The sequence below is a fragment of the Mesorhizobium sp. BH1-1-5 genome (genome assembly GCF_020165615.1).
Lineage (GTDB): Bacteria > Pseudomonadota > Alphaproteobacteria > Rhizobiales > Rhizobiaceae > Mesorhizobium.
Genome location: NZ_JAIUIM010000010.1, coordinates 197,616 through 220,375 on the forward strand (window position 1 = coordinate 197,616; position 22,760 = coordinate 220,375).

Annotated in this window: 24 protein-coding genes; 18 read left to right on the forward strand and 6 right to left on the reverse strand. The window is 62.5% G+C overall.

Annotated features, from left to right (window positions below):
* Nucleotides 1-25 precede the first annotated feature (25 nt).
* Genes LB572_RS15855 through LB572_RS15865 form a run of 3 tightly spaced genes read left to right on the forward strand, consistent with a single transcriptional unit; the run spans nucleotide 26 to nucleotide 2,856 of the window.
* The gene (locus LB572_RS15855) at nucleotides 26-901 is read left to right on the forward strand and encodes a carbohydrate ABC transporter permease (protein ID WP_224668353.1); all 876 of its coding nucleotides are present in this window, start codon (nucleotides 26-28) and stop codon (nucleotides 899-901) included.
* Complete coding sequence (locus tag LB572_RS15860) at nucleotides 898-1,782, forward strand: carbohydrate ABC transporter permease (protein ID WP_224668354.1); 885 nt, start codon at nucleotides 898-900, stop codon at nucleotides 1,780-1,782. Before LB572_RS15855 ends, LB572_RS15860 begins: the two co-directional genes overlap by 4 nt.
* Before the next feature lie 3 nt (nucleotides 1,783-1,785).
* Complete coding sequence (locus LB572_RS15865; protein WP_140802424.1) at nucleotides 1,786-2,856, forward strand: ABC transporter ATP-binding protein; 1,071 nt, start codon at nucleotides 1,786-1,788, stop codon at nucleotides 2,854-2,856.
* A 123-nt stretch (nucleotides 2,857-2,979) separates the two neighbouring features.
* On the opposite strand, the gene LB572_RS15870 is transcribed toward LB572_RS15865, so the two are convergent.
* Complete coding sequence (locus LB572_RS15870; RefSeq protein WP_140802423.1) at nucleotides 2,980-3,408, reverse strand: HIT family protein; 429 nt, start codon at nucleotides 3,406-3,408, stop codon at nucleotides 2,980-2,982.
* A 65-nt stretch (nucleotides 3,409-3,473) separates the two neighbouring features.
* On the reverse strand, nucleotides 3,474-5,147 hold the full coding sequence (locus tag LB572_RS15875) for a sulfatase-like hydrolase/transferase (protein WP_224668355.1): 1,674 nt from the start codon (nucleotides 5,145-5,147) through the stop codon (nucleotides 3,474-3,476).
* A 195-nt stretch (nucleotides 5,148-5,342) separates the two neighbouring features.
* On the opposite strand from LB572_RS15875, the gene LB572_RS15880 reads away from it, so the two are divergent.
* Nucleotides 5,343-5,507, forward strand: a complete 165-nt coding sequence (locus LB572_RS15880; protein ID WP_116390151.1) for a cytochrome oxidase subunit III — start codon at nucleotides 5,343-5,345, stop codon at nucleotides 5,505-5,507.
* Between the two features lie 10 nt (nucleotides 5,508-5,517).
* On the opposite strand, the gene LB572_RS15885 is transcribed toward LB572_RS15880, so the two are convergent.
* From LB572_RS15885 to LB572_RS15895, 3 genes are all read right to left on the reverse strand, one after another.
* Nucleotides 5,518-6,732: a GNAT family N-acetyltransferase gene (locus LB572_RS15885; protein WP_224668356.1), complete on the reverse strand. Its 1,215-nt coding sequence runs from the start codon at nucleotides 6,730-6,732 to the stop codon at nucleotides 5,518-5,520.
* A gap of 166 nt (nucleotides 6,733-6,898) precedes the next feature.
* Nucleotides 6,899-7,627, reverse strand: a complete 729-nt coding sequence (locus LB572_RS15890; RefSeq protein WP_140802420.1) for a glycerophosphodiester phosphodiesterase — start codon at nucleotides 7,625-7,627, stop codon at nucleotides 6,899-6,901.
* An 8-nt stretch (nucleotides 7,628-7,635) separates the two neighbouring features.
* The gene (locus LB572_RS15895) at nucleotides 7,636-8,100 is read right to left on the reverse strand and encodes a RidA family protein (RefSeq protein ID WP_224668357.1); all 465 of its coding nucleotides are present in this window, start codon (nucleotides 8,098-8,100) and stop codon (nucleotides 7,636-7,638) included.
* A 138-nt stretch (nucleotides 8,101-8,238) separates the two neighbouring features.
* Here LB572_RS15895 and LB572_RS15900 point away from each other — a divergent pair, with 138 nt between their 5' ends.
* The 4 genes from LB572_RS15900 (at nucleotide 8,239) to tsf (ending at nucleotide 11,444) form a co-directional block, all read left to right on the forward strand.
* Nucleotides 8,239-9,069, forward strand: a complete 831-nt coding sequence (locus tag LB572_RS15900) for a cell envelope integrity EipB family protein (RefSeq protein ID WP_140802418.1) — start codon at nucleotides 8,239-8,241, stop codon at nucleotides 9,067-9,069.
* An 82-nt stretch (nucleotides 9,070-9,151) separates the two neighbouring features.
* A complete protein-coding gene (locus LB572_RS15905; protein WP_140802417.1) occupies nucleotides 9,152-9,430 on the forward strand; it encodes a DUF4031 domain-containing protein in 279 nt (92 codons plus the stop codon).
* A gap of 191 nt (nucleotides 9,431-9,621) precedes the next feature.
* Nucleotides 9,622-10,401 (forward strand): 30S ribosomal protein S2, encoded by a 780-nt coding sequence (gene rpsB, locus LB572_RS15910; RefSeq protein ID WP_140802416.1) that lies wholly within the window; start codon nucleotides 9,622-9,624, stop codon nucleotides 10,399-10,401.
* A 122-nt stretch (nucleotides 10,402-10,523) separates the two neighbouring features.
* Nucleotides 10,524-11,444, forward strand: coding sequence for a translation elongation factor Ts (gene tsf / locus LB572_RS15915; protein ID WP_224668358.1), 921 nt, complete (start codon nucleotides 10,524-10,526; stop codon nucleotides 11,442-11,444).
* A gap of 53 nt (nucleotides 11,445-11,497) precedes the next feature.
* On the opposite strand, the gene LB572_RS15920 is transcribed toward tsf, so the two are convergent.
* Entirely contained in the window at nucleotides 11,498-12,424 is a 927-nt protein-coding gene (locus LB572_RS15920; protein WP_224668359.1) for a LysR family transcriptional regulator, read from the reverse strand.
* A gap of 115 nt (nucleotides 12,425-12,539) precedes the next feature.
* On the opposite strand from LB572_RS15920, the gene LB572_RS15925 reads away from it, so the two are divergent.
* The 10 genes from LB572_RS15925 to fabZ all read left to right on the forward strand — a co-directional run bounded on the left by LB572_RS15925 (nucleotide 12,540) and on the right by fabZ (nucleotide 22,756).
* Nucleotides 12,540-13,067, forward strand: a complete 528-nt coding sequence (locus LB572_RS15925; protein WP_224668360.1) for a nuclear transport factor 2 family protein — start codon at nucleotides 12,540-12,542, stop codon at nucleotides 13,065-13,067.
* A 32-nt stretch (nucleotides 13,068-13,099) separates the two neighbouring features.
* The gene (locus LB572_RS15930; RefSeq protein ID WP_224668361.1) at nucleotides 13,100-14,209 is read left to right on the forward strand and encodes an aldo/keto reductase; all 1,110 of its coding nucleotides are present in this window, start codon (nucleotides 13,100-13,102) and stop codon (nucleotides 14,207-14,209) included.
* Nucleotides 14,210-14,393: 184 nt separating this feature from the next.
* Nucleotides 14,394-15,116 carry a UMP kinase gene (gene pyrH / locus LB572_RS15935; RefSeq protein WP_224668362.1) on the forward strand — a complete coding sequence of 241 codons (723 nt, stop codon included), beginning with the start codon at nucleotides 14,394-14,396 and terminating at the stop codon, nucleotides 15,114-15,116.
* Between the two features lie 91 nt (nucleotides 15,117-15,207).
* Entirely contained in the window at nucleotides 15,208-15,762 is a 555-nt protein-coding gene (gene frr, locus LB572_RS15940) for a ribosome recycling factor (RefSeq protein ID WP_140802411.1), read from the forward strand.
* 31 nt (nucleotides 15,763-15,793) lie between these two features.
* Nucleotides 15,794-16,513 carry an isoprenyl transferase gene (locus tag LB572_RS15945; RefSeq protein ID WP_140802410.1) on the forward strand — a complete coding sequence of 240 codons (720 nt, stop codon included), beginning with the start codon at nucleotides 15,794-15,796 and terminating at the stop codon, nucleotides 16,511-16,513.
* 12 nt (nucleotides 16,514-16,525) lie between these two features.
* A complete protein-coding gene (locus LB572_RS15950) occupies nucleotides 16,526-17,341 on the forward strand; it encodes a phosphatidate cytidylyltransferase (protein WP_224668363.1) in 816 nt (271 codons plus the stop codon).
* 104 nt (nucleotides 17,342-17,445) lie between these two features.
* Nucleotides 17,446-18,588 carry an RIP metalloprotease RseP gene (gene rseP, locus LB572_RS15955; protein WP_140802408.1) on the forward strand — a complete coding sequence of 381 codons (1,143 nt, stop codon included), beginning with the start codon at nucleotides 17,446-17,448 and terminating at the stop codon, nucleotides 18,586-18,588.
* Between the two features lie 218 nt (nucleotides 18,589-18,806).
* On the forward strand, nucleotides 18,807-21,170 hold the full coding sequence (gene bamA / locus LB572_RS15960) for an outer membrane protein assembly factor BamA (RefSeq protein WP_224668364.1): 2,364 nt from the start codon (nucleotides 18,807-18,809) through the stop codon (nucleotides 21,168-21,170).
* Between the two features lie 76 nt (nucleotides 21,171-21,246).
* Nucleotides 21,247-22,302, forward strand: a complete 1,056-nt coding sequence (gene lpxD / locus LB572_RS15965; RefSeq protein WP_224668365.1) for a UDP-3-O-(3-hydroxymyristoyl)glucosamine N-acyltransferase — start codon at nucleotides 21,247-21,249, stop codon at nucleotides 22,300-22,302.
* A complete protein-coding gene (fabZ, locus tag LB572_RS15970; RefSeq protein WP_140802405.1) occupies nucleotides 22,295-22,756 on the forward strand; it encodes a 3-hydroxyacyl-ACP dehydratase FabZ in 462 nt (153 codons plus the stop codon). The genes lpxD and fabZ overlap by 8 nt, the downstream gene beginning before the upstream one ends.
* The last annotated feature ends 4 nt before the right edge of the window (nucleotides 22,757-22,760 follow it).

Genomic DNA, 22,760 nt, shown 5'->3' on the forward strand with positions numbered 1-22,760 from the left:
GCGACGTGCCGGCAGGAGGAACCAAATGTCGACCTGGCTGAACCGGCAGGCCTTCAGGCCGGATGTAACCGTGGCGGTGTTCTTCGCCGTGGTGGCGCTGTTCTTCTACGGGTCGATCCTGTGGACGTTCTACATGTCCCTGACCCGCTCGACGCTGATACCCAACTACCAGATCGTCGGCCTGGACCAGTACGTCAAGCTGTTCACCAACCAGCGTTGGCTCGTCTCCTGCTTGAACATGGTGATCTTCGGCGTGCTCTACATCCTGGGCACGCTGGCGTTCGGGATACTGCTCGCCGTGCTTGCCGACCGCAACATCAAAGCCGAGTCGCTCTTTCGCACGATCTTCCTCTATCCACTAGCCGTCTCGTTGATCATCACCGGCCTTTCCTGGCGTTGGCTTCTCGATCCCACAACGGGTCTGCAGGCGCTGATGCGCGACATCGGCTGGGAGAGCTTCACCTTCGACTGGCTGACGCGCTCCGACCGCGCCATCTACACCCTCGTCATTGCCAGCATATGGCATTCCGCCGGCCTGGTGATGGTGATCGTGCTGGCCGGCCTGCGTGGCATCGACAACGATCTATGGAAAGCGATCCGGATGGAAGGCATCCCTTTGTGGCGGGCATACTGCCAGGTGATCTTTCCCGGCATGCGGCCTGTCATCGCTTCCTGCGTGGTGTTGCTGATGTCCGAGGTGATCCGAGGCTATGACCTCATCATCGCCATGACCAAGGGCGGCCCCGGCATCTCGACGGAAATGCCGGCGAAGTTCGCGGTGGATTTCTATTTTGCCCGCGTCAATCTCGGCTTAGCCTCGGCAGCCTCGATCATGATGCTCGTGCTGTCGCTCATCATGCTGGCGCCTTACTTCTACAGCGAATTCCGGAGGGGCACATGACGGCGGCCACCGTTCGCCGAGGAACGGCATTCGCGCCAAGGGCGGCCCGGATCGGCCTCTATGTGTTCCTGGTCGTCTCCGCCATCTTCTTCATACTGCCGCTTCTGCTGGTGATCATGAACTCGCTGAAGCCGATGGAGGAGATCCGCCAGGGCAATTTGCTCGCGCTGCCGGTCAATCCCAATCTCGAGGCCTGGGCGACGGCCTGGGCAAGTGCCTGCACCGGCCTTGATTGCGCCGGCATCCGCCCTGGCCTGTGGAATTCGATCAAGATCACCATACCGAGCGTGGTCATTTCCACCCTGGCGGGGGCGCTCAACGGTTATGCGCTGGCGCAGTGGAAGTCGCGCCACGCCAACATGATCATGCTGTTGATCACCGTCGGCCTGTTCATCCCCTATCAGGCGATGCTCTATCCGACCGTGAAGATCCTGAGCACAGTCGGGATGTTTCGCACCTATGCCGGCATCGTCTTCGTGCATATCATCTACGGCCTGCCTTACACGACGCTGCTGTTTCGCAACTTCTATGTCGGCATCCCGGACGAGATCAGCCGCGCGGCGCGGATGGAAGGGGCGAGCTTCCTCAGGACATTCTGGTCGATCATCCTGCCGATCTCCACCAACATCCTGGTCGTGGTGGCGATCCTGCAATTCACCGGCATCTGGAACGACTATCTGCTCGGCCTGATCTTCGCCGGCAACGACAATTTGCCGATGACCGTGCAACTCACCAACATCGTCGGCAATTCGCGCGGCGTTGCAAATCCCAACGTCAACATGGCCGCGGCGTTGATAACGGCCATTCCAACGCTCGTCGTCTACTTCCTGTCGGGCCGGTATTTCGTACGCGGCATCGCCGCCGGCGCCGTAAAGGGTTGAAACATGTCCAGTATTTCCTTGCGCAAGATCAAGAAATCCTTTGGGGCGCTCACCATACTCCACGCTGTCGACATGGAGATCGACAAGGGCGAGTTCGTCGTCATCCTCGGCCCGTCGGGCTGCGGCAAGTCCACCCTGCTCAACGTGATCGCGGGCCTCGACGAATGCGACGAAGGCCAGATCGTCATTGAAGGAAAAGACGTCAGCGGGCTTGAGCCGAGCGGGCGGGGCTTGGCGATGGTCTTCCAGTCCTACGCGCTGTTCCCGGCAATGACGGTTCGCCGCAATCTGTCGTTCGGCATGGAGATCGCCGGAACGCCGAAGGCAACGGTGACGGAAAAGGTTGCCTGGGTCGCCAAGCTGTTGCAGATCGAAGCGCTGCTCGATCGCAAGCCCGGCCAGCTTTCCGGCGGCCAGCGCCAGCGCGTCGCGATCGGCCGCGCGCTGGTGCGCTCGTCCAGCATCTGCCTGTTCGATGAGCCGCTCTCCAACCTCGACGCCAAATTGCGCGCCGAAACCCGCGTCGAACTCAAACAACTGCATGAGACCCTGGGATCGACGATGATCTATGTCACCCATGACCAGATCGAAGCCATGACCATGGCCGATCGCGTTGCCGTCATGCACAAGGGCAAGGTCGAGCAATTTGCCCACCCGCAATCGATCTATGAGAAGCCGGCAAGTCTTTTCGTGGCCGGCTTCGTCGGCTCGCCCGCGATGAATTTCCTCGAAGGCCGGATGGACGATGCAGGGCGCTTCGTGACCGCCGACGTCCCGATCGACATTGACGGTTACGCTTTCGAAGGAGCGCGGCCGTCCGGCGAAGCCGTGCTCGGCCTTCGCTGCGAGGATATAGTGGTGGTTGAGCCCGGCACGCCACGGAGCGTCCCGGCGAAGCTCGCGTTCACCGAACTCCTCGGCGCCGACGCGCTCGGCTGGTTCGATTGCCTCGGCAAGCGCTTCAGCGTCCGGCTCGGCGTCGAAGCAGCACGGTCCATGCATAAAGAAGTCGGCCTGCGCTTCGACATGGCGAAGGCATCTATGTTCTGCGCTGTCAGCGAGAGGCGACTCTAGTGCGTTTCACCGCTTCACGGAAATTGTGAAACGCCCTATCTCTTTGTTTTTACGCGATTCCGAGTGGAAGGTTACGGCGCGAAGGCGCCGAACTTAACCGCTCACACTTTTCCTGGAATTGCTTTAGGCGCCAAGCGCTGCCCGAATTTTTTCGGCATTCGCGGCCAGCACTTCGGGCTTCTCCATCGCACCGCTGTGCGGCTTCAGCGGCACGCCCTCGAAGCGCGGCACGACGTGGACATGGAGATGGTAGACGGTCTGGCCGGACGCCGGTTCGTTGAACTGCATCAGGGTGACGCCGTCGGCGTTGAAGGCCTTTTTCACCGCGACCGCCAGTTTCCGCACGACGCCAAACAATGGGCCGAGCGTCGCCGGATCGGCGTCGAGCATGTTGCGCGACGGTGCCTTGGGCACCACCAGCGTGTGGCCCATGCCTTGCGGCATTACATCCATGAAGGCGACGACCGCATCGTCCTCGTAGACGCGGTGCGAGGGAATCTCGCCGCGCAGGATTTTCGCGAAGATGTTGCCGGGATCATAGGCTTCGGCCATGGGGTGACACTCCCAATTGCATTCGCCGTCCGGTGTAGCGAAGCCGCCGATGGGCGGCAAGGCGTTCAGGTGAGATCGACCATGCCCGCTTCGACAAGAGCCCGGTGGAAGCGTTTCTTGCGCATGGACTCGTTTGCGAAATAGGGAGCGGCGCAATCCGCCAGAAGAGCCATCCTGGTGGCGAATACCGGGTCGAGCGGGAGACGCGCGGCGGACATGGTCAATGTCGACAGGAATGCCGCGTCGAGCATGGCCGGAGCGGCCAGATCGCCGGGCAACGCGCCATTGATCGCCTCGATTGCGTAGAAGGTCTTGTGCAAAGCCCTGTCGGAAGGCGGCAGGCCGGTGAGGGCGGCCGTGAACGACGGCTGGTGATCGCCATAACGCACGACGATGGCAGGCTGGCCGTTCAGCGCCGTTTCGAGTTTCTCGCGAAACGCGGCATAGGCCTCGACGCTTTCAGCCAGCCGCACGGCATATTCGCCGTAATTCTCGCTACCAGTCAGCGCGACGGCTTCACGGCGGATGTCGGCGCGAAGCTCGGGAGGAAAAATGCGGCGACGATGATCGCCGTGGTTCATCAGCGTCATTATCGAGAGAAAACAGGGTTTCTCGCTTTCCAGGCGGCCCGCGATCCGACCCAGCGCATGGCTGTAAAGCTGTTCGTCATGACGTTCGCGACGCCAGCGCTCAAGATCGAAGGGCGGCGGCAAGGTTGCGGCATAAGCGACCTCCTCGAACCCGATCGATTTATAGAAACGATCGCAATTGACGAAGTTGGGACGGTCGCAACTCACATGCGACACACGATAGCCCATGCCGGAAAGCACCGAAGGCAATGCGTGGCGCACCCGCCCGGCCAGCAGATGAAAGACGAAGCGGCTGTCGTTTCCAAAGGAGAGCGAGGACAGGCCGGTCAGCACCGAGAATTCGGTCTGTAGCGTGCTGCCGCCGAAAACATCGACGTGCAAAGCCCCCGACAGACCGTTCACGGGTGAGAAGAAGTGTTCAAAAGCACGGTTGATCGGCACGCCATGATGCCTCGGATCAAAGGTCGATTCATGCAGGATCATGAAGATGTGCGGCCGAGCCTCGCCACTCGGCCGTTTTGCCGGCACAGGCGGCAGAAATGGCAGCGGATCGGGAGTGATGTCGACGAAACCCGGCCGTTGCGAAGGTCCCGCGCCGAGCCATGACGCCACGAAGGCGGAAAGATGCGCGCGATCCCTGGTGAGCAGGTCGAAGCGGAAGCGAGGCGCTCCGCCGCTGAGCCGGTAGACCGCGATATAGATCAGGATCGCCGCGGCGAACAATGCGAGGCGCAGCGAGAGCGACGTCGCCTGTTCCACCACAGTTATGTCGATAAGCATGGCGACCGCAACGATCGCCGCGCCGGCGAAGAGGGCAGGGATCGCCATTCGGACATTGTCGACAAAGACGCTGTGCCAGCTGCTCGCCGCCAGATGATAGAGATCTCCGGCCAGAAGATTGAAGCCAAGATAGCGATACTTCAACTTTGAAGCGATGCCGATGATGGCCGTCAGCATGAGCGTCATCCAGAGTGCGACGATCGTGCCCGGAAAAAGCAGATGCAGGAACGCAAAGAGAAGGAAGAAGGTGGAAAAGCCGAGCGGCCAGGTTCCCAGCTTGCCTTCGAGCCGGACGGTCAACAGCAGCGCGGCCGCAAGCCCCGCCACACCGAGCCATTGCCCGACGTCCCAAGATGCCAGAAACAGCATGCCAACCCCGAGGTGCTCGCGCACCAATACCCCTGTGGGGTGACTTAGCGGATTCCGTCGATCCGGTAAATAGCGGGCGCTAGATGCGCGTCATTTGCTTCGCCAGTACTATCGGCTGTTCTTGACGGCACGCTCTGCTATTGCATGAGCGCCGACATTTGTCGTCTGACGCTGCTATCTCAGGACGGAGCAATCATGAAGTGGGTCGTCGCCGGTTGGCTGCTGTTCATCGTGTCGGCGCTGTTTTTCATCGCCGCGGCTTGGCGCGCCGGCGATTTGCTCGCGCTTGCCGGCGCCGTGCTGTTCCTGGTCGCCTGCTTTTCGTTCCTGGTTCCGATCGCCGCCGGAAAGCCGCACTGACCTCTAGACCTTATTCCCCGAGGTCCTTGCGGAAGGGCGTGTGCTCTTCGAGATATTCGCCCATGCGCTCGACCTCGCGCCGCTCGCGCCTGAGATAGTCGGCGACGGCGTTGCGCAGGCCGGGATGCGAAATGTAGTGCGCCGAATGCATGGTCACGGGCTGGTAGCCGCGCGCCAGCTTGTGCTCGCCCTGCGCGCCTGCCTCCACCACCTTGAGCTTGCGTTCGATGGCGAAATCGATCGCCTGGTGGTAGCAGACCTCGAAATGCAGGAAGGGGTGGTCCTCGATGCAACCCCAGTTGCGCCCGTAAAGCGCGTCGGAACCGATGAAGTTGATGGCGCCGGCGATATAGCGGCCGTTGCGCTTGGCCATCACCAGAAGAATGTCGTCGGCCATGCGCTCGCCGATCAGCGAGAAGAACTGCCGGTTGAGATAGGGCCGGCCCCATTTCCTGCCGCCGGTATCCACGTAGAAGGCGAAGAAATCGTCCCAGGCGCTTTCGGTGATGTCCTTGCCGGTCAGCCAGTCGATCGAGATGCCGCCGACAAGCGCCTCGCGGCGTTCCTTCTTCATCGCCTTGCGCTTGCGCGAGGCGAGCGTGGCGAGGAAATCGTCATAGCTCGAAAAGCCATCGTTGAAGAAATGGAACTGCTGGTCGGTGCGATGCAGGAAGCCTGCCGCTGCCAGCGTCGCGACATCGGCCTCGTTCGCGAAGGTGACATGCGCGGAAGAGACGCCGAGCTTGTCGGTCACCAGCTTCAGGCCTTCCGCCAGGCCGGCTTTCACGGCACCTTCATTCTCGCCTTTGCTGACCAGCAGGCGAGGGCCGGTGACCGGCGTGAACGGCACCGAGCATTGCAGCTTGGGATAGTAGCGGCCACCGGCGCGCTCGAAGGCGTCCGACCAGCCATGGTCGAAGACATATTCGCCCTGGCTATGCGATTTGAGGTAGCAAGGAACGGCGCCGAGAAGCCTGCCTTGCGCCGTCTCCAACCTGAGATGGTGGCCCTGCCAGCCGGTGCGTCGGACCGCGCAGCCGGAGTCTTCCAATGCGCTCAGAAAGGGAAATGAGACCAGCGGGTTGTAGCCGTTTTCTTTGTCGCTGCGCGTGGTTCCGGCAAAGTCGTTCCATTCCTCGCAGGTGAAGGCGCCGATACCCGCTGCGACGCGGATCGCATAATCCGCGTTCGCCGCCTGTCCATCGTCGTCATCGCCTTGATCCATGCCGCTTATTTAAGCGTCCTCAGGGCTGCTACAAGTCACGTTTCGGGCATTCCCGAGAGCATGATGCCGAAAAGTGTCAAGCGGTTTTCGGACGACATCATGCTCTCTCTTTAGATTGATAGAGGCGGATCAGATTTCAGGTCGTTTGACCTGAAATCATCCGGCTCTAGGCGACCTTGACCAGATCGGGCTCAAAGCCCTCGAAGGTCATCTGGTCGGCATATTTGAAGGTGAGGTCGACCGCCGGCTGGTCATGCACGGTCCAGGTGATGACCGGCATTTTCAGCTTCTCGCGCACGAAGCTGACGAAGGGGTTGGGCAGGTCGCCGGCGGCATAGGAGGTGAAGGCGAGGTCGTGCGCAAGCATGGCGAAATGCGCTTCGATCAGCTGGTTGTCCCTGCCGTACGCAGTCAGCCCGCCGGGGATGCCGGGCGCGTCCCTGGCGAAGTCGCGGATCAGCCAGTGATCGAACGACATGATCGCCACCATGCCGCGGTAGTGCTTGAGCAGCCGACCGACGCTTGCCACCAGCCCGGCATCGTGGCCCGGAACGCCTTTCAGCTCGACCACCAGCGGCACGCGGCCGTCGATCAGGTCGAGCGCTTCGTTGAGCGTCGGCACGTGGTCCTTAGTGCCGCCGATCCTGAGCGTCGCCAGTTCGGCGGCGGTGCGTTGCCAGACAAATCCGTCCTGGCCGGTCAGCCGTTTGAGATCGCCATCATGGATGATGACCGGGACGCCGTCCGACGAGATATGCACGTCGCATTCGATGGCATAGCCGCGCTCGGCCGCCGCGGCGAAGGCCGACAGCGTGTTTTCCCAGCGGGTCTTGTTCATGTCGTGGAGGCCGCGATGCGCGACAGGTCGCGCGATCAGCCAGGAAAGATCGGTCATCGTGAACCTCACTCGACTTCGAAGATCGCTTCGATCTCGACGGCGGCATTGAGCGGCAGCGAAGCCATGCCGACGGCGGAGCGGGCGTGCTTGCCGCGCTCGCCGAGCGCTGCGACCAGGAAGTCGGAGGCGCCGTTGGCGACCAGGTGCTGCTCGACGAAATCGGGCGTGGAGGCGACGAAGACGGTGATCTTGACCAGGCGCCTTATTTTTTCGAGGTCGCCAAGCGCTGCCTTGGCCTGCGCGAGGATGTTGATGGCGCAGAATTTAGCGCCTTCCTTGCCGCTGGCGGTATCGATGTCGCGGCCGAGCAGCCCGCTTGCCTGCAGCTTGCCGTCCTTCAGCGGCAACTGGCCGGCGGTGAACAGCGTGTTGCCTGTGCGGCAATAGGGCACGTAGTTGGCGGCGGGCGCGGCAGCGGCCGGGATGGTGACGCCAAGATCGCTTAGCCGCTTTTCGATTGTTTCGCTCATTGGTTTTCCCTATTGCTGGAAGACGCCGCGTTGGCCGGGCCGAAATTGCTATTTTTGCCTCGCTTCCGCCACGACTTTTTTTAAGCTGGACCATCTTTCCCTGCGGCCTGTCCCCGGCTGCGACGATCGGAGTAACGCATGCGCGCAACGCGCCTTTTTCTCGCCGCCGCCTGTTTCTCGGCGGCGCTCCCGATGGCGCCGGCCTTTGCGGTGCCAGCGCTGCAGGCGCATCGCGCCGTCTACGATCTTACGCTCAGCAAGGCCTCCGACCGCTCGGGCATTACCGGCATCACCGGCCGCATGGTCTACGAGTTCAACGGCTCCGCCTGCGAAGGCTATACGGTCAAGTTCCGCTTCGTCACGCAGATCGTCACCAACGACAACACCAGGCTGACCGACCAGCAGACGACGACGTTCGAGGACGCCGAAGGCAAGACCTTTTCCTTCGTGACGAAATCCTTTGTCGACCAAAACCTCGACAAGGAAGTCAAGGGCACGGCCACCAGGGAAGCGAAAGGCCTCAAGGTCGATATCGACAAGCCGGAGAAGAGCAGTCTCGAGCTCGCGGCCACGCAGTTCCCGACCCAGCATCTGGTCGAGCTGATCGGCAAGGCCGAAAAAGGCGAGAACTTCTACCAGACCAATCTGTTCGACGGCTCCGAGGACGCCAACAAGGTGATGACCACCACCGTCATCGTCGGCAAGAAGGCGGATTCGGAAAAGACGGATCCGGAAGCCCCGGCGCTGGCCAAGCTCGCTTCCGACAAATACTGGCCGGTCGACATCGCCTATTTCGACGATACCGACAAAAGCGGCGAGGAGGTGCCGGAATACCGGATCAGCTTCAAGCTGCACGAGAACGGCATCACCCGCGACCTCGTCATGGACTATGGCGACTTCTCGATGACCGGCAAGCTGGTGAACCTGTCGCTGTTCGACCAGACCAAGCCTTGCCCGGCGTCGAAATAGCAATTTTCGACGACTGCGGACCCGGCTTGCGGCCCTGGCCTCCAAACGCCATGTATCGGGATCACCAAGTGCGGCGAGCCTGATGGCGGTCTATGTCGATGCGGCGATCTGGAAATGGGCCGGCCATCGCTGGTGCCATCTCCTCGCCGACGATACGGACGAGCTGCACCGCTTCGCCAGCGATCTCGGCGTCAAGCTTTCCTCCTATCAAGGGCCGCCGAAGACATCGGCGCCGCATTACGACATCACCGGCTTCGAGCGCGATCGCGCGGTCCGGCTTGGCGCCATCGAATGCAGCCGCGAGGAAATCGTTGCGATCTTCCGCCGCGTCAGGGTGCCGAACGGCAAGGTAAAACGCTGAGATTTGGGCGGATCGCCGGTTTCCCTGCGCGTGGCTTGCGTTTATGGGACTTCCCCTCTATATGCCCGTTCATTCCACACACGGACTTTGGTGTCTGCCCGGGAGAAATCCGGCTGAAACCTCCGGTGGCATCAGGACATCCCGTCCGAAGTGCCTGTGTCCGTGGAGGCCAACCGGAAAGGAACTAAAGAATGGCTCTGCCAGATTTCAGCATGCGCCAGCTTTTGGAAGCTGGTGTTCACTTCGGCCACCAGACCCACCGCTGGAACCCGAAGATGGCGCCTTACATCTATGGCGCCCGCAACAACATCCACATCATCGACCTGTCGCAGACGGTGCCGCTACTGCACCAGGCTCTGAAGCAGGTGTCCGACACCGTCGCCAAGGGCGGCCGCGTGCTGTTCGTCGGCACCAAGCGCCAGGCGTCCGACATCGTCGCCGACGCCGCGCAGCGTTCGGCCCAGTACTATGTCAACTCGCGCTGGCTGGGCGGCATGCTCACCAACTGGAAGACGATCTCGAACTCGATCCAGCGTCTGCGCAAGCTCGATGAGACGCTTGCCGGCGAGGCCCAGGGCCTCACCAAGAAGGAGCGGCTGAACCTCGACCGCGAGCGCGAGAAGCTCAACAAGGCGCTGGGCGGCATCAAGGACATGGGCTCGACGCCGGACCTGATGTTCGTCATCGACACCAACAAGGAAGCGATCGCCATCCTCGAGGCCAAGCGCCTCGGCATTCCGGTCGTGGCCCTGATCGATTCGAACTGCGACCCGGACAAGATCGACTTCCCGATCCCGGGCAATGACGACGCGGCCCGTGCCATCCAGCTCTATTGCGATCTGATCGCCAAGGCCGCCATCGACGGCATCGCCCGCCAGCAGGGCGCGCTCGGCGTCGACGTCGGCGCTTCGGCCGAAGCTCCGGTCGAGCCGGCGCTCGATACTCCGGCAGCCGAAGCTCCGGAAGCTTGATAAGGAAGGCCGAATCCCGGCCTTCATCTTTCCAATAAGTTGGCGCGCTAAAGCGCTTTTGCCGAGCGCATCACCCGAGTCCCGGTTGGTGCGTCGGCACATTTTGAACCAAAGAGGCGACAATGACGATTTCGGCTGCACAGGTCAAAGAACTCCGCGACTTGACCGGCGCGGGCATGATGGACTGCAAGGCGGCGTTGAACGAGACCAACGGCGACATGGAAGCGGCTGTCGACTGGCTGCGCAAGAAGGGTATCTCGAAGGCCGACAAGAAGGCTGGCCGCACCGCGGCCGAAGGCCTGATCGGCGTCGATGCCGGCGTGCGCGAAGCTGCCATTGTCGAGGTCAACTCCGAAACCGACTTCGTCGCCCGCAACGAGCAGTTCCAGCAACTGGTCCGCAATGTCGCGAAGGTCGCGCTCGCCTACGGCGCGACCGAAGCGGTTGCCGCCGCCAAGTATCCGGGCTCCGACAAGTCGGTCACCGAGACCGTCAAGGACGCGGTCGGCACGATCGGCGAGAACATCAATTTCCGCCGTTCGGCGAAGCTCACCGTGCCGCATGGCGCGGTGGCGACCTATGTCCACAATGCGGTTGCGGACGGCCTCGGCAAGCTCGGCGTGCTGGTCGCGATCGAGACCACGGGCAATGAGCACGCGGCCAATGCGTTCGCGCGTCAGGTTGCGATGCATGTCGCCGCCACCAGCCCGATGGCGTTGACGGCCGAAGAAGTCGACCCGGCCGCGGTCGAGCGCGAGAAGGCGATCTTCGCCGACCAGGCGCGCCAGACCGGCAAGCCGGAAGCGATCATCGAGAAGATGGTCGAGGGCCGCCTGCGCAAGTTCTACGAAGAGGTGGTTCTCCTGAAGCAGGCCTTCGTGCTCAATCCCGACATCACCGTCGAGAAGGCGCTGAAGGATGCCGAAAAGGAGATCGGCGCTCCGGCGAAGATCACCGCCTACCTGCGCTTCGCGCTCGGCGAAGGCATCGAGAAGGAAACGACCGATTTCGCGGCGGAAGTCGCGGCGGCGGTCAAGAAATAGCTCTGATCCCAGGGGAACGTCGGCGTTTCCCTCAAGGTGAAGAGCTCACGAGCTCAGGCAACTCGGTCGGGTGTCCGCATGGATGCCCGGCCGATTTCTTGTGCGGTATCGATAAAGGCCCTGAGCTTCGGCGCCATCGATGCGCGGCGCGGGAAGTAAAGGAAGAGTCCGGGTTCCTCGATCGCCGTCTGCGGCAGGATCTGGGCAAGGCGGCCGGCGGCAAGGTCGGCGCGCACCAGCGGCTCGAAGACATAGGCGAGCCCGACGCCGGCCAGCGCCAGATCGATGGCGCCAAGCGAATCCGTGACGATGGCCGTGCCGTGCGTTTCGACGACGACGTCCTTGCCGTCGTCGTTCAAATCCCAGCGGTAAAGCGCGCCTGACCGGACCAGCCGGTAGCCGATGCAGTTGTGATTGGCGAGATCGCCCACATCGCGCGGACGGCCGTGCTTTCCGACATAGGCGGGAGAGGCGACGATCACGGCTTTGAACGGCGGCGTCATCCTGACGGTGACCATGTCCTGCGCGATCATTTCACCCAGCCGGATGCCGGCGTCGAAACCTTCGCCGACGATATCGATTAGTCCCTGGTCGGCAACGATCTCGACCGTCACATCGGGATAGCGTTCCGCCATGGCCGCGACCACCGGCGTCACCGCCAGCGGAATCGCTATGTTGGAGGCGTTGATCCTGAGCAGGCCGGCCGGCCTTCCCTTCACGCCGCGGATCCGGTCCATCCGCTCGGCGATGTCCTGCAGGGCAGGGGCCGCCGTCTCCACCAGCGCCTTGCCTGCTTCCGTCAGTGAAACGCTGCGCGTCGTGCGGGCAAAGAGCGGCTGGCCGATGCGCTCTTCCACCAGCCGCACCGCATGGCTGACGGCTGAAGGGCTCATGCCGAGCTCGGCCGCGGCAAGCGCGAAGCCGCCGCGCCGCGCCACGGCGACGATGACCGGCAGGTGTGTGAGCAGATCGCGATCCATTCATGAATGATATCGCACAGTCTTTGCAAACAATGCAATCTTATCGATGCTCCTGAGCCAGTTCATATTGGCGTCAACACATCGGCGGGCGGGCTGATGCCCAAGGAGAGACGAAATGAACGCGTTGAGACATGTAACCTTTGCAGCAGGCATGGCGCTGGCTCCGGTCGATGCCGGCGGCACCGAACCGGCCGGCTGGCAGGCGCTTGCCGACGAGCGCGCCGTCATCCGCATCGCCGATGCCATCGACCGCGCTGTCGATGCGCAGGACTGGAAGCTGGCGCGCGGCTATTTCGCCGAGCGTGTCACCGCCGATTTCAGCAGCCTGTCCGGGCAGCCCGCGGCCAACATCGCGTCCGACGACCTGATCGGCGCCTGGGCGGGCAACCTCAAGGGCAGCAAGACCAGCCTGCATCTGCGCACCAACCATCAGGTGGTGCTCGAGGCCAATGCCGCGACTGTCCGTTCCAACGGCTATGCCTGGAACCGGATGGAAGGCAATGGCGAGCCGCTCTGGGAGGTCTGGGGTACCTACGAGCACCACCTGACGCGCTCGGCGTCCGGCTGGAAGGTCGACGGCTTCACCTTCCGCATGACGCATGAGCGCGGCAATCCCTGGGTCAAGGCGACTCCCGGCCAGTAGGCAGCGACAACCGGATCGGAACGGACAATATCATGACCATGACCTATTACACGCTTGGCAACAGCGGCCTGCGCGTCAGCCGGCTGGCTCTCGGCACCATGACCTTCGGCACCGAATGGGGCTGGGGCGCGGACAGGGACACCGCCCGCGCGATCTTCGACGCCTATGTCGAAGCGGGCGGCAACTTCTTCGACACGGCCGACCTTTACACCGGGGGCACCGCCGAGACCTGGCTCGGTGAGTTCGTCGCCGAGCGCGGCCTGCGCGACAGGGCGGTGATCGCCACCAAATTCACCATGAATTCCGAGGCCGGCAATCCGAATGCCGGCGGCAACGGCCGCAAGAACATCATGCGGGCCGTGGACGCTTCGCTGAAGCGGCTCGGCACCGACTATATCGACCTTTACCTTCTGCATGTCTGGGACAGGGTCACCCCGGCCGAGGAGGTGCTGCGCACGCTGGACGACCTCGTTCGCGCCGGCAAGGTGCGCCATATCGGCCTCTCCGACGTGCCGGCCTGGTATGCCGGCCGCGCCCAGGCGATCGCCGAGCTGCGCGGCTATGAGCCGGTCTCGGCGCTGCAGCTCGAATATTCGCTGGCCGAGCGCGCCATCGAACATGAATATGTGCCTTTCGCCACCCGTCATGGCGCCGGCATCATGGTGTGGAGCCCTCTGGCCAGCGGCCTGCTCAGCGGCAAATACAGGCCGACGCAAGCCGGAAACGCCGGAAGGCTCGACGGTTTCCGCAACACCACGCATCCCGGTTTCCAGAAGTTCAGCGACCGCAACTGGGCGATCGTGGGGGAACTCGAGAAGGTGGCGGCCGAGCTTGGCCGCAGCATGGCCCAAGTCGCGCTCAACTGGGTGGCGACGCAGCCGGGCATCGCTTCCGTCATTCTTGGAGCAACGAAGCTCAACCAGCTCGAGGATAATCTTGGGGCGCTCGACTTTTCGATTCCCGCCGCGCTTCGCGCGCGGCTGGAAAAGGCCCGCGCCACGCCCGCGCCGTTCCCGCATTCCTATTTCGGCTCCGAGATCCAGGTCCGGGTGACCGGCGGCGCCGTCACCGGCGACAAGCCGGCCGGCTATTCGCCTCCCGTCATGATCGAAGGCGAGGCGGTCGGCATCTCAAGTAACTGATCAAAAGACGGCAACTGATCAAAAGGCGGCACTGACCGAAAAAGCCTGGAATTTTGCACGAGGGCGCGGCGTGACATCGCCGCGCCCTTCGTGTATCGGGTCAGGCCGTCATGACAGCATCGCCGGATGAAGCGGGGGCGGTTTTGCCTCCAAAATTGCCGCGCCGAGATTTTCGAGGAATGAGATGACGGTGAAGCCCCTCTATCGACGTGTCGTGCTGAAAGCTTCCGGCGAAGCGTTGATGGGCGAGCAGCATTTCGGCATCGACGTCTCCGTGGTCGACCGCATTGCCGCCGACATTGCCGAGGCGCGCGCGCTGGGCGTAGAAGTGGGAGTCGTCATCGGCGGCGGCAACATCTTCCGCGGTGTCGCTGTGGCCTCGAAGGGTGGCGACCGCGTCACCGGCGATCACATGGGCATGCTCGCAACCGTCATCAACTCGCTGGCGCTGCGCACCTCGCTCAACAAGATCGGCGTCGACGCCGTCGTGCTTTCGGCGATCGCCATGCCGGAGCTTTGCGAGAGTTTTTCCCAGCGCCAGGCGACCGCCTATATGAACCAGGGCAAGGTGGTCATCTTCGCCGGCGGCACCGGCAATCCGTTCTTCACCACCGATTCGGCCGCGGCCCTTCGCGCCGCCGAGATCGGCGCCGATGCGCTGTTCAAGGGCACGCAGGTCGACGGGGTCTATTCGGCCGACCCCAAGAAGGACCCGAACGCGATCCGTTTCGACCGTATCAGCCACGCTGAAGTCATCAAACGCGGGCTTGCGATCATGGATACCGCCGCGATTGCACTTGCGCGCGAAAACAACATTCCGATAATCGTCTATTCGATCCACGAAAAAGGTGGTTTTGGCGATATTCTGAGGGGCGGCGGCCATTGCACGGTCGTCACGGACAAGTAACAGGCGCCGGGATCCGTTAAGCGACTGCGGAACCGCGGACCAAAATAACGATAGAAGCAGTGAACCCGGCGAACGGGTCGAGGAGATGATCATGAGTGGCGAATTCGAAGACCTGAAGCGACGCATGGACGGGGCGATCGCCGCCTTCAAGCACGATCTGGCTTCGCTGCGCACCGGCCGCGCCTCCAGCAACCTGCTCGACGCCGTCCAGGTGCAGGCTTACGGCACGGCGATGCCGATCAACCAGGTGGCCAATGTGACGGTGCCGGAGCCGCGCATGATTTCGGTGTCGGTCTGGGACAAGTCGATGGTCAGCGCCGTCGACCGCGCCATCCGCGAAGCCAATCTCGGCTTCAACCCGATTGTCGACGGCACCAACCTCAGGATTCCGCTGCCGGAGCTCAACGAGCAGCGCCGCAAGGAGCTGGTCAAGATCTCGCATGGCTATGCGGAGAACGCGCGCGTCGCGGCCCGGCATGTTCGTCGCGACGGCATGGATTTCCTCAAGAAGGCTGAGAAGGACGGCACCATCGGCGAGGACGAGCAGCGCAAGCGCTCCGACCAGGTGCAGAAGCTGACCGACGAGACAATCAGCACCATCGATCACCTGCTTTCCGACAAGGAAGCTGAAATCATGCAGGTTTAGGGTCCGGGTTTTCCGGCTCGAAAGCGAGACCATGGCAACGCCCGCGCATGTCGCGATCATCATGGATGGAAACGGACGCTGGGCCAAGGCGCGCGGCCTGCCGCGCCTTGCCGGGCACCGCGCCGGCGTCGAGGCCTTGCGCAAGACGGTCCGCGCCGCGCCCGCGCTCGGCATCTCCTATCTGACCGTCTATGCCTTTTCCTCGGAGAACTGGTCGCGGCCGAAATCCGAGGTCAGCGACCTCATGGGTTTGTTGAAGCTGTTCATCCGCCGCGATCTTGCCGAGCTGCACCAGAACGGCGTGCGGGTGAGGGTGATCGGCGACAAGCAGGGGTTGCAGCCCGACATCAGGGGCCTGCTGCAGGAAGCCGAATCGCTGACCGCCGGCAATGAGTCGCTGACGCTGGTGATCGCCTTCAACTATGGCGGCCGCGACGAGATCGTGCGCACCGCGCGCAAGCTGGCGGAGGCCGTCGCGCGCGGCGACATGGCGAGCGAGGCGATCACGGCGGAAAGCTTCGCCGCTTCGCTCGACACAAAGGGCATTCCTGACCCTGAGCTGGTGATCCGGACCAGCGGCGAGCTCAGGCTGTCGAACTTCCTTCTGTGGCAGGCTGCTTATAGCGAGCTCGTCTTCCTGCCTTGCTATTGGCCGGACTTCAGCCGCGAGCATCTGGCCGATGCCTTGCGCGACTTTGCCGGCCGCGAACGACGCTTCGGCGGGGTTGCAGCCCGCGATGTCGCGCTTTAGGCGCCGCCGCGAATGAGCAATCTCCAGCAGCGCGTCATCTCGGCAATCGTGATGGCGGCGCTGACGCTTGCCCTCACCTGGCTCGGCGGATTGCCGTTCCGGCTGTTTAGCGCGGGAATAGCGGCGCTGATCTTCTATGAATGGACGCGCATGGCGCGTCCTGCGGGCGGGGCGGCTCTCGGCTTCCTGCCGGAAGCACTGATTCTGATCTTCATCGCCGCGCTGATCGCCGGCGTGCCGGCCTTGTGGCTGCTCTTGCTCGTCGCGGTCGTTGTGGCGGTCGCGGCCATTGCCGCCCGGATCAGGGGGGCCACGCCATGGGAAGCCTCTGGAGTGGCCTACGCGGCCCTATCCGGTTTTTCGCTCGCCTATCTTCGTGACGGCAATCACTCCGGGCTGATCGCGATTCTTTTCCTGTTCGCCGTGGTCTGGGCAACCGACATAGCGGCCTATTTCGTCGGCCGCGCGGTCGGCGGCCCGAAGCTCGCGCCATCGATCTCGCCCGGCAAGACACAGAGCGGCGCGCTGGGGGGCGCGGCCGGCGGCGTTGTTGCCGGTTTGCTGCTGGCAGTTGCGGCCGGGGCCGGCAATCTCGTCCAGCTTGGCTTCGTCGCCCTCGCTCTGGCGATCGTTTCGCAGATCGGCGACCTGTTCGAATCATGGGTCAAGCGCCGGCATGGCGCCAAGGATTCGAGCAACCTCATTCCCGGCCATGGCGGCGTCATGGACAGGGTAGATGGGCTTGTCGCGGCCGCGTTCGCGCTGTACGTCATGGGCTGGATCGCGGCGGGCGCCGAGCATCCGGCACTGGGGCTGTTTCCGAACTGAACCACGCGGCAGCAAGGCGAAAAGTGGCGCGCGCCACGGATTCGCCCGGATTGATGCCACAGTCGCGGTGGAGTGTCGCGTGCGGGCGAATTTGAGGGCATGACTTGAACGACATCTTTCACGCGGTCTTCAGCGCACAAGGCTTCGTCCTTGGCACGCTCGTGCCGTTCCTGTTCGTGCTGACCGTGGTCGTGTTCGTCCACGAGATGGGCCACTATCTGATCGGCCGCTGGTGCGGCATCGGCGTGAAGGCTTTTTCCATCGGCTTCGGCCCGGAGCTCTTCGGCTTTTACGATCGTCGCGGCACGCGCTGGAAGCTCTGCGCCATTCCGCTTGGCGGCTACGTCAAATTCGTCGGCGACATGAATGCGACGTCGAGCCAGCCGAGCACGGAAGAGCTCGAATCGCTGACGGAAGCCGAGCGCGAGGTCGCCTTTCACACGCAGCCCATCTGGAAGCGTGCCGCCACCGTCGTTGCGGGGCCGCTGTTCAATTTCCTGCTGACGATTGCCGTGTTTGCGGTGCTGTTTTCCCTCTATGGCCGTCCGGTCCTGGAGCCGACGGTGGCCGAAGTCACCGCGGGCAGCCCGGCGCAAAAGGCCGGAATCCAGCCGGGCGACCGATTCGTCAAAGTCGACGGCAGCAAAGTGGAGACCTTCGCCGACGTGCAGCGGCTGGTTTCGGGCCGGGCCGGCGACGCCATCACCTTCACCATGCTGCGCGACGGCAAGGAAATCGACGTTACGGCCACTCCGGAGCCCATGGAGCAGCAGGATGCGCTGGGCAACAAGATCAAGGTCGCGGTGATCGGCGTCGTCAACAATGCCGAGCTCGGCCAGCCGCGCCTGATCTCCTACACGCCGGCCGGCGCCGTGGTGGCGGCGGTCGAGGAAACCGGACATGTGATCGAGCGCACCGGCCAGTTCCTGCAGCGCTTTGCGCTTGGACGCGAGGACAAATGCCAGCTGGGCGGTCCGATCAAGATCGCGAAAATGTCGGGCCAGGCAGCCAAGCTCGGCTTCGAGTGGCTGGTGCAGCTTGTTGCATTTCTGTCAGTCGGAATAGGATTTCTCAATCTCCTGCCGATTCCCCCTCTCGACGGCGGCCACCTCTTGTTCTACGGCGTGGAGGCCGTCATAAGGCGGCCTGTTTCGGAGCGAACGATGGAGATGGCCTATCGGACCGGGTTGTTCCTGGTACTCGGCTTCATGGGCTTCGTCTTTTGGAACGATCTGTTTGGGTGCTGAAAACATGAAGAAATTTGGCTTCAGCTCCGGTCGTATTGAGATGCCGTTTACCATGCGTGGGGATATGCGTGACGCGAAAGCCACGCGGTACGGTTAAGTAAATACAAATTAACCGGGAGCCTTGCGTGTAGGGAAAATCCGGTTAATACGGTAAGGGAAAATACCGCACGTCCGGTTTTCTCGCCGTGGGGACTACGAGAAAAAGGTACAAAAGCCCGATGAAGGCAGCATCCAAGTTTCTGAGCGCCGCTTCCGCGGCGGCTTTGTCGGCCGCTCTGGTCGTGCCAGGCGCGCTCGCAGTGCAGTTCGCCGCCATGTCGGTGGCCGAGGCCGCGGTCATTTCGCGAGTGGAGGTCAGCGGCAACCAGCGCGTCGATGCCGAGACCATCCGCAATTACATTTCGATCAAGCCGGGCAAGCCGTTCTCCAGCTCCGATATCGACGAAGCCGTCAAGGCGCTGTTCGGCACCGGTCTGTTCTCGGACGTCCAGATCAACCAGGTCGGTTCGAGCCTGGTCGTCAAGGTTTCCGAATACAAGGTCGTCAACCAGGTCCTGTTCCAGGGCAACAAGAAGCTCAAGGACAACGCGCTCCAGGCCGCTATCCAGCTGAAGCCGCGCGCGACCTTCTCGCAGCAGGCGCTCGATGCCGATGTCGAATCGGTCAAGGCAGCCTACAAGCGCATCGGCCGCGACGACGCCGCCGTGACCACGCAGATCATGGATCTCGGCGATAACCGCGTGAACGTGGTCTTCAACATCAACGAAGGCGGCCGCACCCAGATCGCGGCGATCAATTTCGTCGGCAATCACGCTTATTCCGGTCGCCGCCTGTCGGACGTCATCAACACCAAGCGCTCGTCCTGGCTGTCCTTCGTGTTGCGCGACGACGTCTATGACGAGGACAAGCTGCGCGCCGACCAGGAGCTGCTGCGCCGCTTCTACTACAATCACGGCTATGCCGACTTCCAGGTCGTCTCGGCTGTCGGCGAGCTTGACGACACCACCAACAAATACACGGTCACCATCACCGTGCAGGAAGGCGATCGCTATACGTTCGGCGACGTCAGCGTGGAAAGCACCATCCCCGAAGTCGACTCGAAATCGCTGGAATCGACGGTCGAGACCCACAAGGGCGACGTCTACAACGCCAAGGATGTCGAGGATTCAATCGTCGCCCTGACCGAGAAGGTCGCGGGTTCGGGCTATGCCTTCGCCCAGGTGACGCCGCGCGGCGACCGTAATTTCGAGAACCACACCATCTCGGTCGTCTACACCATCGACCAGGGCACCAAGGCCTATGTCGAGCGCATCGAAATCCGCGGCAACGACCGCACGCGCGACTATGTCATCCGTCGCGAATTCGATGTCAGCGAGGGCGACGCCTTCAACCAGGTTCTCATCCAGCGCGCGAAGAAGCGGCTGGAAAACCTTGATTATTTCCAGTCCGTCGACATTTCGACGGTTCCGGGCTCGGCCCCTGACCAGGTCGTCCTCGTGGTCACCGTGGTCGAGAAGTCGACCGGCGAGTTCTCGGTCGGCGCCGGCTATTCGACCGGCGGCGACACGCCCGGCCCGTCCATCGAAGGTTCGATCACCGAGCGCAACTTCCTCGGTCGCGGCCAGTACATCAAGCTGTCGGCTGGCGGCGGCAAGAATTCGCGCGACTTCGCCCTTTCCTTCACCGAGCCCTACTTCCTCGGTCGGCGCATCGCGGCGGGCTTCGACATCTACAAGTCGACCCGCGAATACGATCACTACGATACGGACACCACCGGCGCGACCGTTCGGTTCGGTCTGCCGATCACCGACAACGTTTCGACGCAGCTGGCGTACAATATCTCGCAAGAGAAGTACTCGTTTGCAGACAATTGCACGACCAACGGGATTTATGACCCGCTCAAGTGCAACATCTCCCAGGCGATTCAGCAAGGCGTTGCAGAAAGCCCTTGGCTCAAGTCGTCGGTCAGCCTCGGGCTGGTCTACAACACCATCGACGATATGAAGAACCCGCATGAAGGGCTTTATGTCACCGGCACGACCGAGTTCGCAGGTTTGGGTGGCGACGCCAAGTGGGTCAAGTTCACGGGGCGCGCAAGCGTCTACCAGACTTTGTCCGAGCAGCTTGATATCGTCGGCCTGGTTTCCGGCGGGGCAGGCTACATTGCGGGCTACGGCAGTGGCGATCTTCGTATCTTCGATCTCTTCCAGAGCAATGATCGCATGATCCGCGGTTTCGAGTATGGCGGCATTGGCCCCGTGGCCAATGACACCAGCGGCGATCATCTTGGTGGCACCACGTACTTCAATGCCTCCGCAGAAGCCCAGTTCCCGCTTCCAGTTATTCCGGAGAGCTTCGGTCTGCGTGGCGCCGTCTTTGCGGATGCGGCCACGCTTTATGGCAACAACCTTGTCGGCGTTGACACAGACTCCGCCGGCATGAAGCTGCGCGCTTCGGTGGGTGTCGGCCTGATGTGGGCCTCGCCGTTCGGCCCGATCCGCATCGACTATGCGATCCCGGTCAAGAAAGAGTCGACCGACAACGTGCAGGAATTCAACTTCGGCATAGCGACCCGCTTCTAATTTTGCGGTCGCGACGTCCGGGCCGCCTGACGCCCCGGACTAGACTGAGCCGACCCAGCTGGATATTGCTTCTGGAATGACCGATCCGGTGTTCTTCGCGCCTTCACGCCGGTATACGGCTGGCGAGGTCGCGAATCTGACCGGCGCCAGCCTGCTCGATTCCGCGCAGGCTGAAATTGCCATCGAGGCGCTGGCTCCCGCCAACGAGGGTGGCAATGGCGCGCTCGTCTTTGTCGACGGCAAGCGCAATTTCGCCCTGATGCAGTCGCTCAGGGCGGCTGCGGTCCTGTGTCCTGCCGATTTTGCCAGCAAGGCGCCGCCGGGCATCGCGGTGCTCATGCATCCGCGCCCGCAACAGGCTTTCGCGATGGTCGGGCGCCTGTTGTTTCCGCAGGCCGCGACACCGGGGCCGATGACCGGAGAAACCGGCATATCGGCACATGCGTTCATCGATCCGTCCGCGCATGTCGAGGAGGGGGCGATTGTGGAGGCCGGCGCCGTGATCGGCCCTGACGTATCCATCGGCAGCGGAACGGTCATTGCGCCTCACGCCGTTGTCGGCCGTTCCTGCCAGATCGGCCGCGACGGCTTCATCGGCCCCGGCGCCAGCATTCAATATGCGCTTGTCGGCAATCGCGTCATCATCCATGGCGGCGCCAGGATCGGCCAGGACGGCTTCGGCTTCGTCGGCGGCGCCAAGGGGCCCGAACGCGTGCCGCAGATCGGCCGCGTCATCATCCAGGACGATGTCGAGATCGGCTCCAATTCGACCGTCGACCGCGGCGCGATGTCCGACACCGTCATCGGCCAAGGCACCAAGATCGACAATCTGGTGCAGATCGCCCACAATGTTCGCATCGGCCGTAATTGCATTATAGCAGGGCTTTCGGGTATCTCCGGTTCCGTCGTCGTCGGCGACAACGTCACCATGGGTGGCGGTGTCGGCCTCGCCGATCATCTGACCATCGGGCCAGGGGCCAAGCTTGCTGCGAGAAGTGGATTCATGAACAACGTGCCGGCAGGCGAGATCTGGGGAGGTTACCCGGCGCAGCCCATGGCGGAAGCCATGCGCGAGATAGCGATGCTGCGCAAGATGGCCAGGACGCGCAAGCAAGGCGACGGAAATGGCTGACATGGTGGCAACGACACTCGACGCGGTCGACATCATGGGGCTGATGAAGCTCCTGCCGCACCGCTATCCGTTCCTGCTGATCGATCGCATCATCGACATAGACGGCGACGAGTCCGCCGTCGGCATCAAGAACGTGACCATCAACGAGCCGCATTTCCAAGGCCATTTTCCTCAGCAGCCGGTCATGCCCGGCGTGCTCATCATCGAGGCCATGGCCCAGACCGCCGGCGCGATCTGCATTCGCAGCCTCAACACGGAAAAGCCCTCATTGGTTTATTTCATGACCATCGACAATGCGAAATTCCGCAAACCGGTGGTTCCGGGCGATCAGCTCAGGATCCATGTCAAAAAGATCAAGAAGCGCGGCAACCTGCTGAAATTCGCCTGCGAGGCGATGGTTGATGGCGCAAAAGCCGCCGAAGCCGAAGTTTCGGCCATGATGGTTACCGGCTGACGAT

What these genes read in the sequence shown, in the direction of transcription:
- LB572_RS15855 (WP_224668353.1), top strand. Translation starts at nt 26, where the DNA reads ATGTCGACCTGGCTGAACCGGCAGGCCTTCAGGCCGGATGTAACCGTG.
- LB572_RS15860 (WP_224668354.1), top strand. Translation starts at nt 898, where the DNA reads ATGACGGCGGCCACCGTTCGCCGAGGAACGGCATTCGCGCCAAGGGCG.
- LB572_RS15865 (WP_140802424.1), top strand. Translation starts at nt 1,786, where the DNA reads ATGTCCAGTATTTCCTTGCGCAAGATCAAGAAATCCTTTGGGGCGCTC.
- LB572_RS15870 (WP_140802423.1), bottom strand. Translation starts at nt 3,408, where the DNA reads ATGGCCGAAGCCTATGATCCCGGCAACATCTTCGCGAAAATCCTGCGC.
- LB572_RS15875 (WP_224668355.1), bottom strand. Translation starts at nt 5,147, where the DNA reads ATGCTGTTTCTGGCATCTTGGGACGTCGGGCAATGGCTCGGTGTGGCG.
- LB572_RS15880 (WP_116390151.1), top strand. Translation starts at nt 5,343, where the DNA reads ATGAAGTGGGTCGTCGCCGGTTGGCTGCTGTTCATCGTGTCGGCGCTG.
- LB572_RS15885 (WP_224668356.1), bottom strand. Translation starts at nt 6,732, where the DNA reads ATGGATCAAGGCGATGACGACGATGGACAGGCGGCGAACGCGGATTAT.
- LB572_RS15890 (WP_140802420.1), bottom strand. Translation starts at nt 7,627, where the DNA reads ATGACCGATCTTTCCTGGCTGATCGCGCGACCTGTCGCGCATCGCGGC.
- LB572_RS15895 (WP_224668357.1), bottom strand. Translation starts at nt 8,100, where the DNA reads ATGAGCGAAACAATCGAAAAGCGGCTAAGCGATCTTGGCGTCACCATC.
- LB572_RS15900 (WP_140802418.1), top strand. Translation starts at nt 8,239, where the DNA reads ATGCGCGCAACGCGCCTTTTTCTCGCCGCCGCCTGTTTCTCGGCGGCG.
- LB572_RS15905 (WP_140802417.1), top strand. Translation starts at nt 9,152, where the DNA reads ATGGCGGTCTATGTCGATGCGGCGATCTGGAAATGGGCCGGCCATCGC.
- rpsB (WP_140802416.1), top strand. Translation starts at nt 9,622, where the DNA reads ATGGCTCTGCCAGATTTCAGCATGCGCCAGCTTTTGGAAGCTGGTGTT.
- tsf (WP_224668358.1), top strand. Translation starts at nt 10,524, where the DNA reads ATGACGATTTCGGCTGCACAGGTCAAAGAACTCCGCGACTTGACCGGC.
- LB572_RS15920 (WP_224668359.1), bottom strand. Translation starts at nt 12,424, where the DNA reads ATGGATCGCGATCTGCTCACACACCTGCCGGTCATCGTCGCCGTGGCG.
- LB572_RS15925 (WP_224668360.1), top strand. Translation starts at nt 12,540, where the DNA reads ATGAACGCGTTGAGACATGTAACCTTTGCAGCAGGCATGGCGCTGGCT.
- LB572_RS15930 (WP_224668361.1), top strand. Translation starts at nt 13,100, where the DNA reads ATGACCATGACCTATTACACGCTTGGCAACAGCGGCCTGCGCGTCAGC.
- pyrH (WP_224668362.1), top strand. Translation starts at nt 14,394, where the DNA reads ATGACGGTGAAGCCCCTCTATCGACGTGTCGTGCTGAAAGCTTCCGGC.
- frr (WP_140802411.1), top strand. Translation starts at nt 15,208, where the DNA reads ATGAGTGGCGAATTCGAAGACCTGAAGCGACGCATGGACGGGGCGATC.
- LB572_RS15945 (WP_140802410.1), top strand. Translation starts at nt 15,794, where the DNA reads ATGGCAACGCCCGCGCATGTCGCGATCATCATGGATGGAAACGGACGC.
- LB572_RS15950 (WP_224668363.1), top strand. Translation starts at nt 16,526, where the DNA reads ATGAGCAATCTCCAGCAGCGCGTCATCTCGGCAATCGTGATGGCGGCG.
- bamA (WP_224668364.1), top strand. Translation starts at nt 18,807, where the DNA reads ATGAAGGCAGCATCCAAGTTTCTGAGCGCCGCTTCCGCGGCGGCTTTG.
- lpxD (WP_224668365.1), top strand. Translation starts at nt 21,247, where the DNA reads ATGACCGATCCGGTGTTCTTCGCGCCTTCACGCCGGTATACGGCTGGC.
- fabZ (WP_140802405.1), top strand. Translation starts at nt 22,295, where the DNA reads ATGGCTGACATGGTGGCAACGACACTCGACGCGGTCGACATCATGGGG.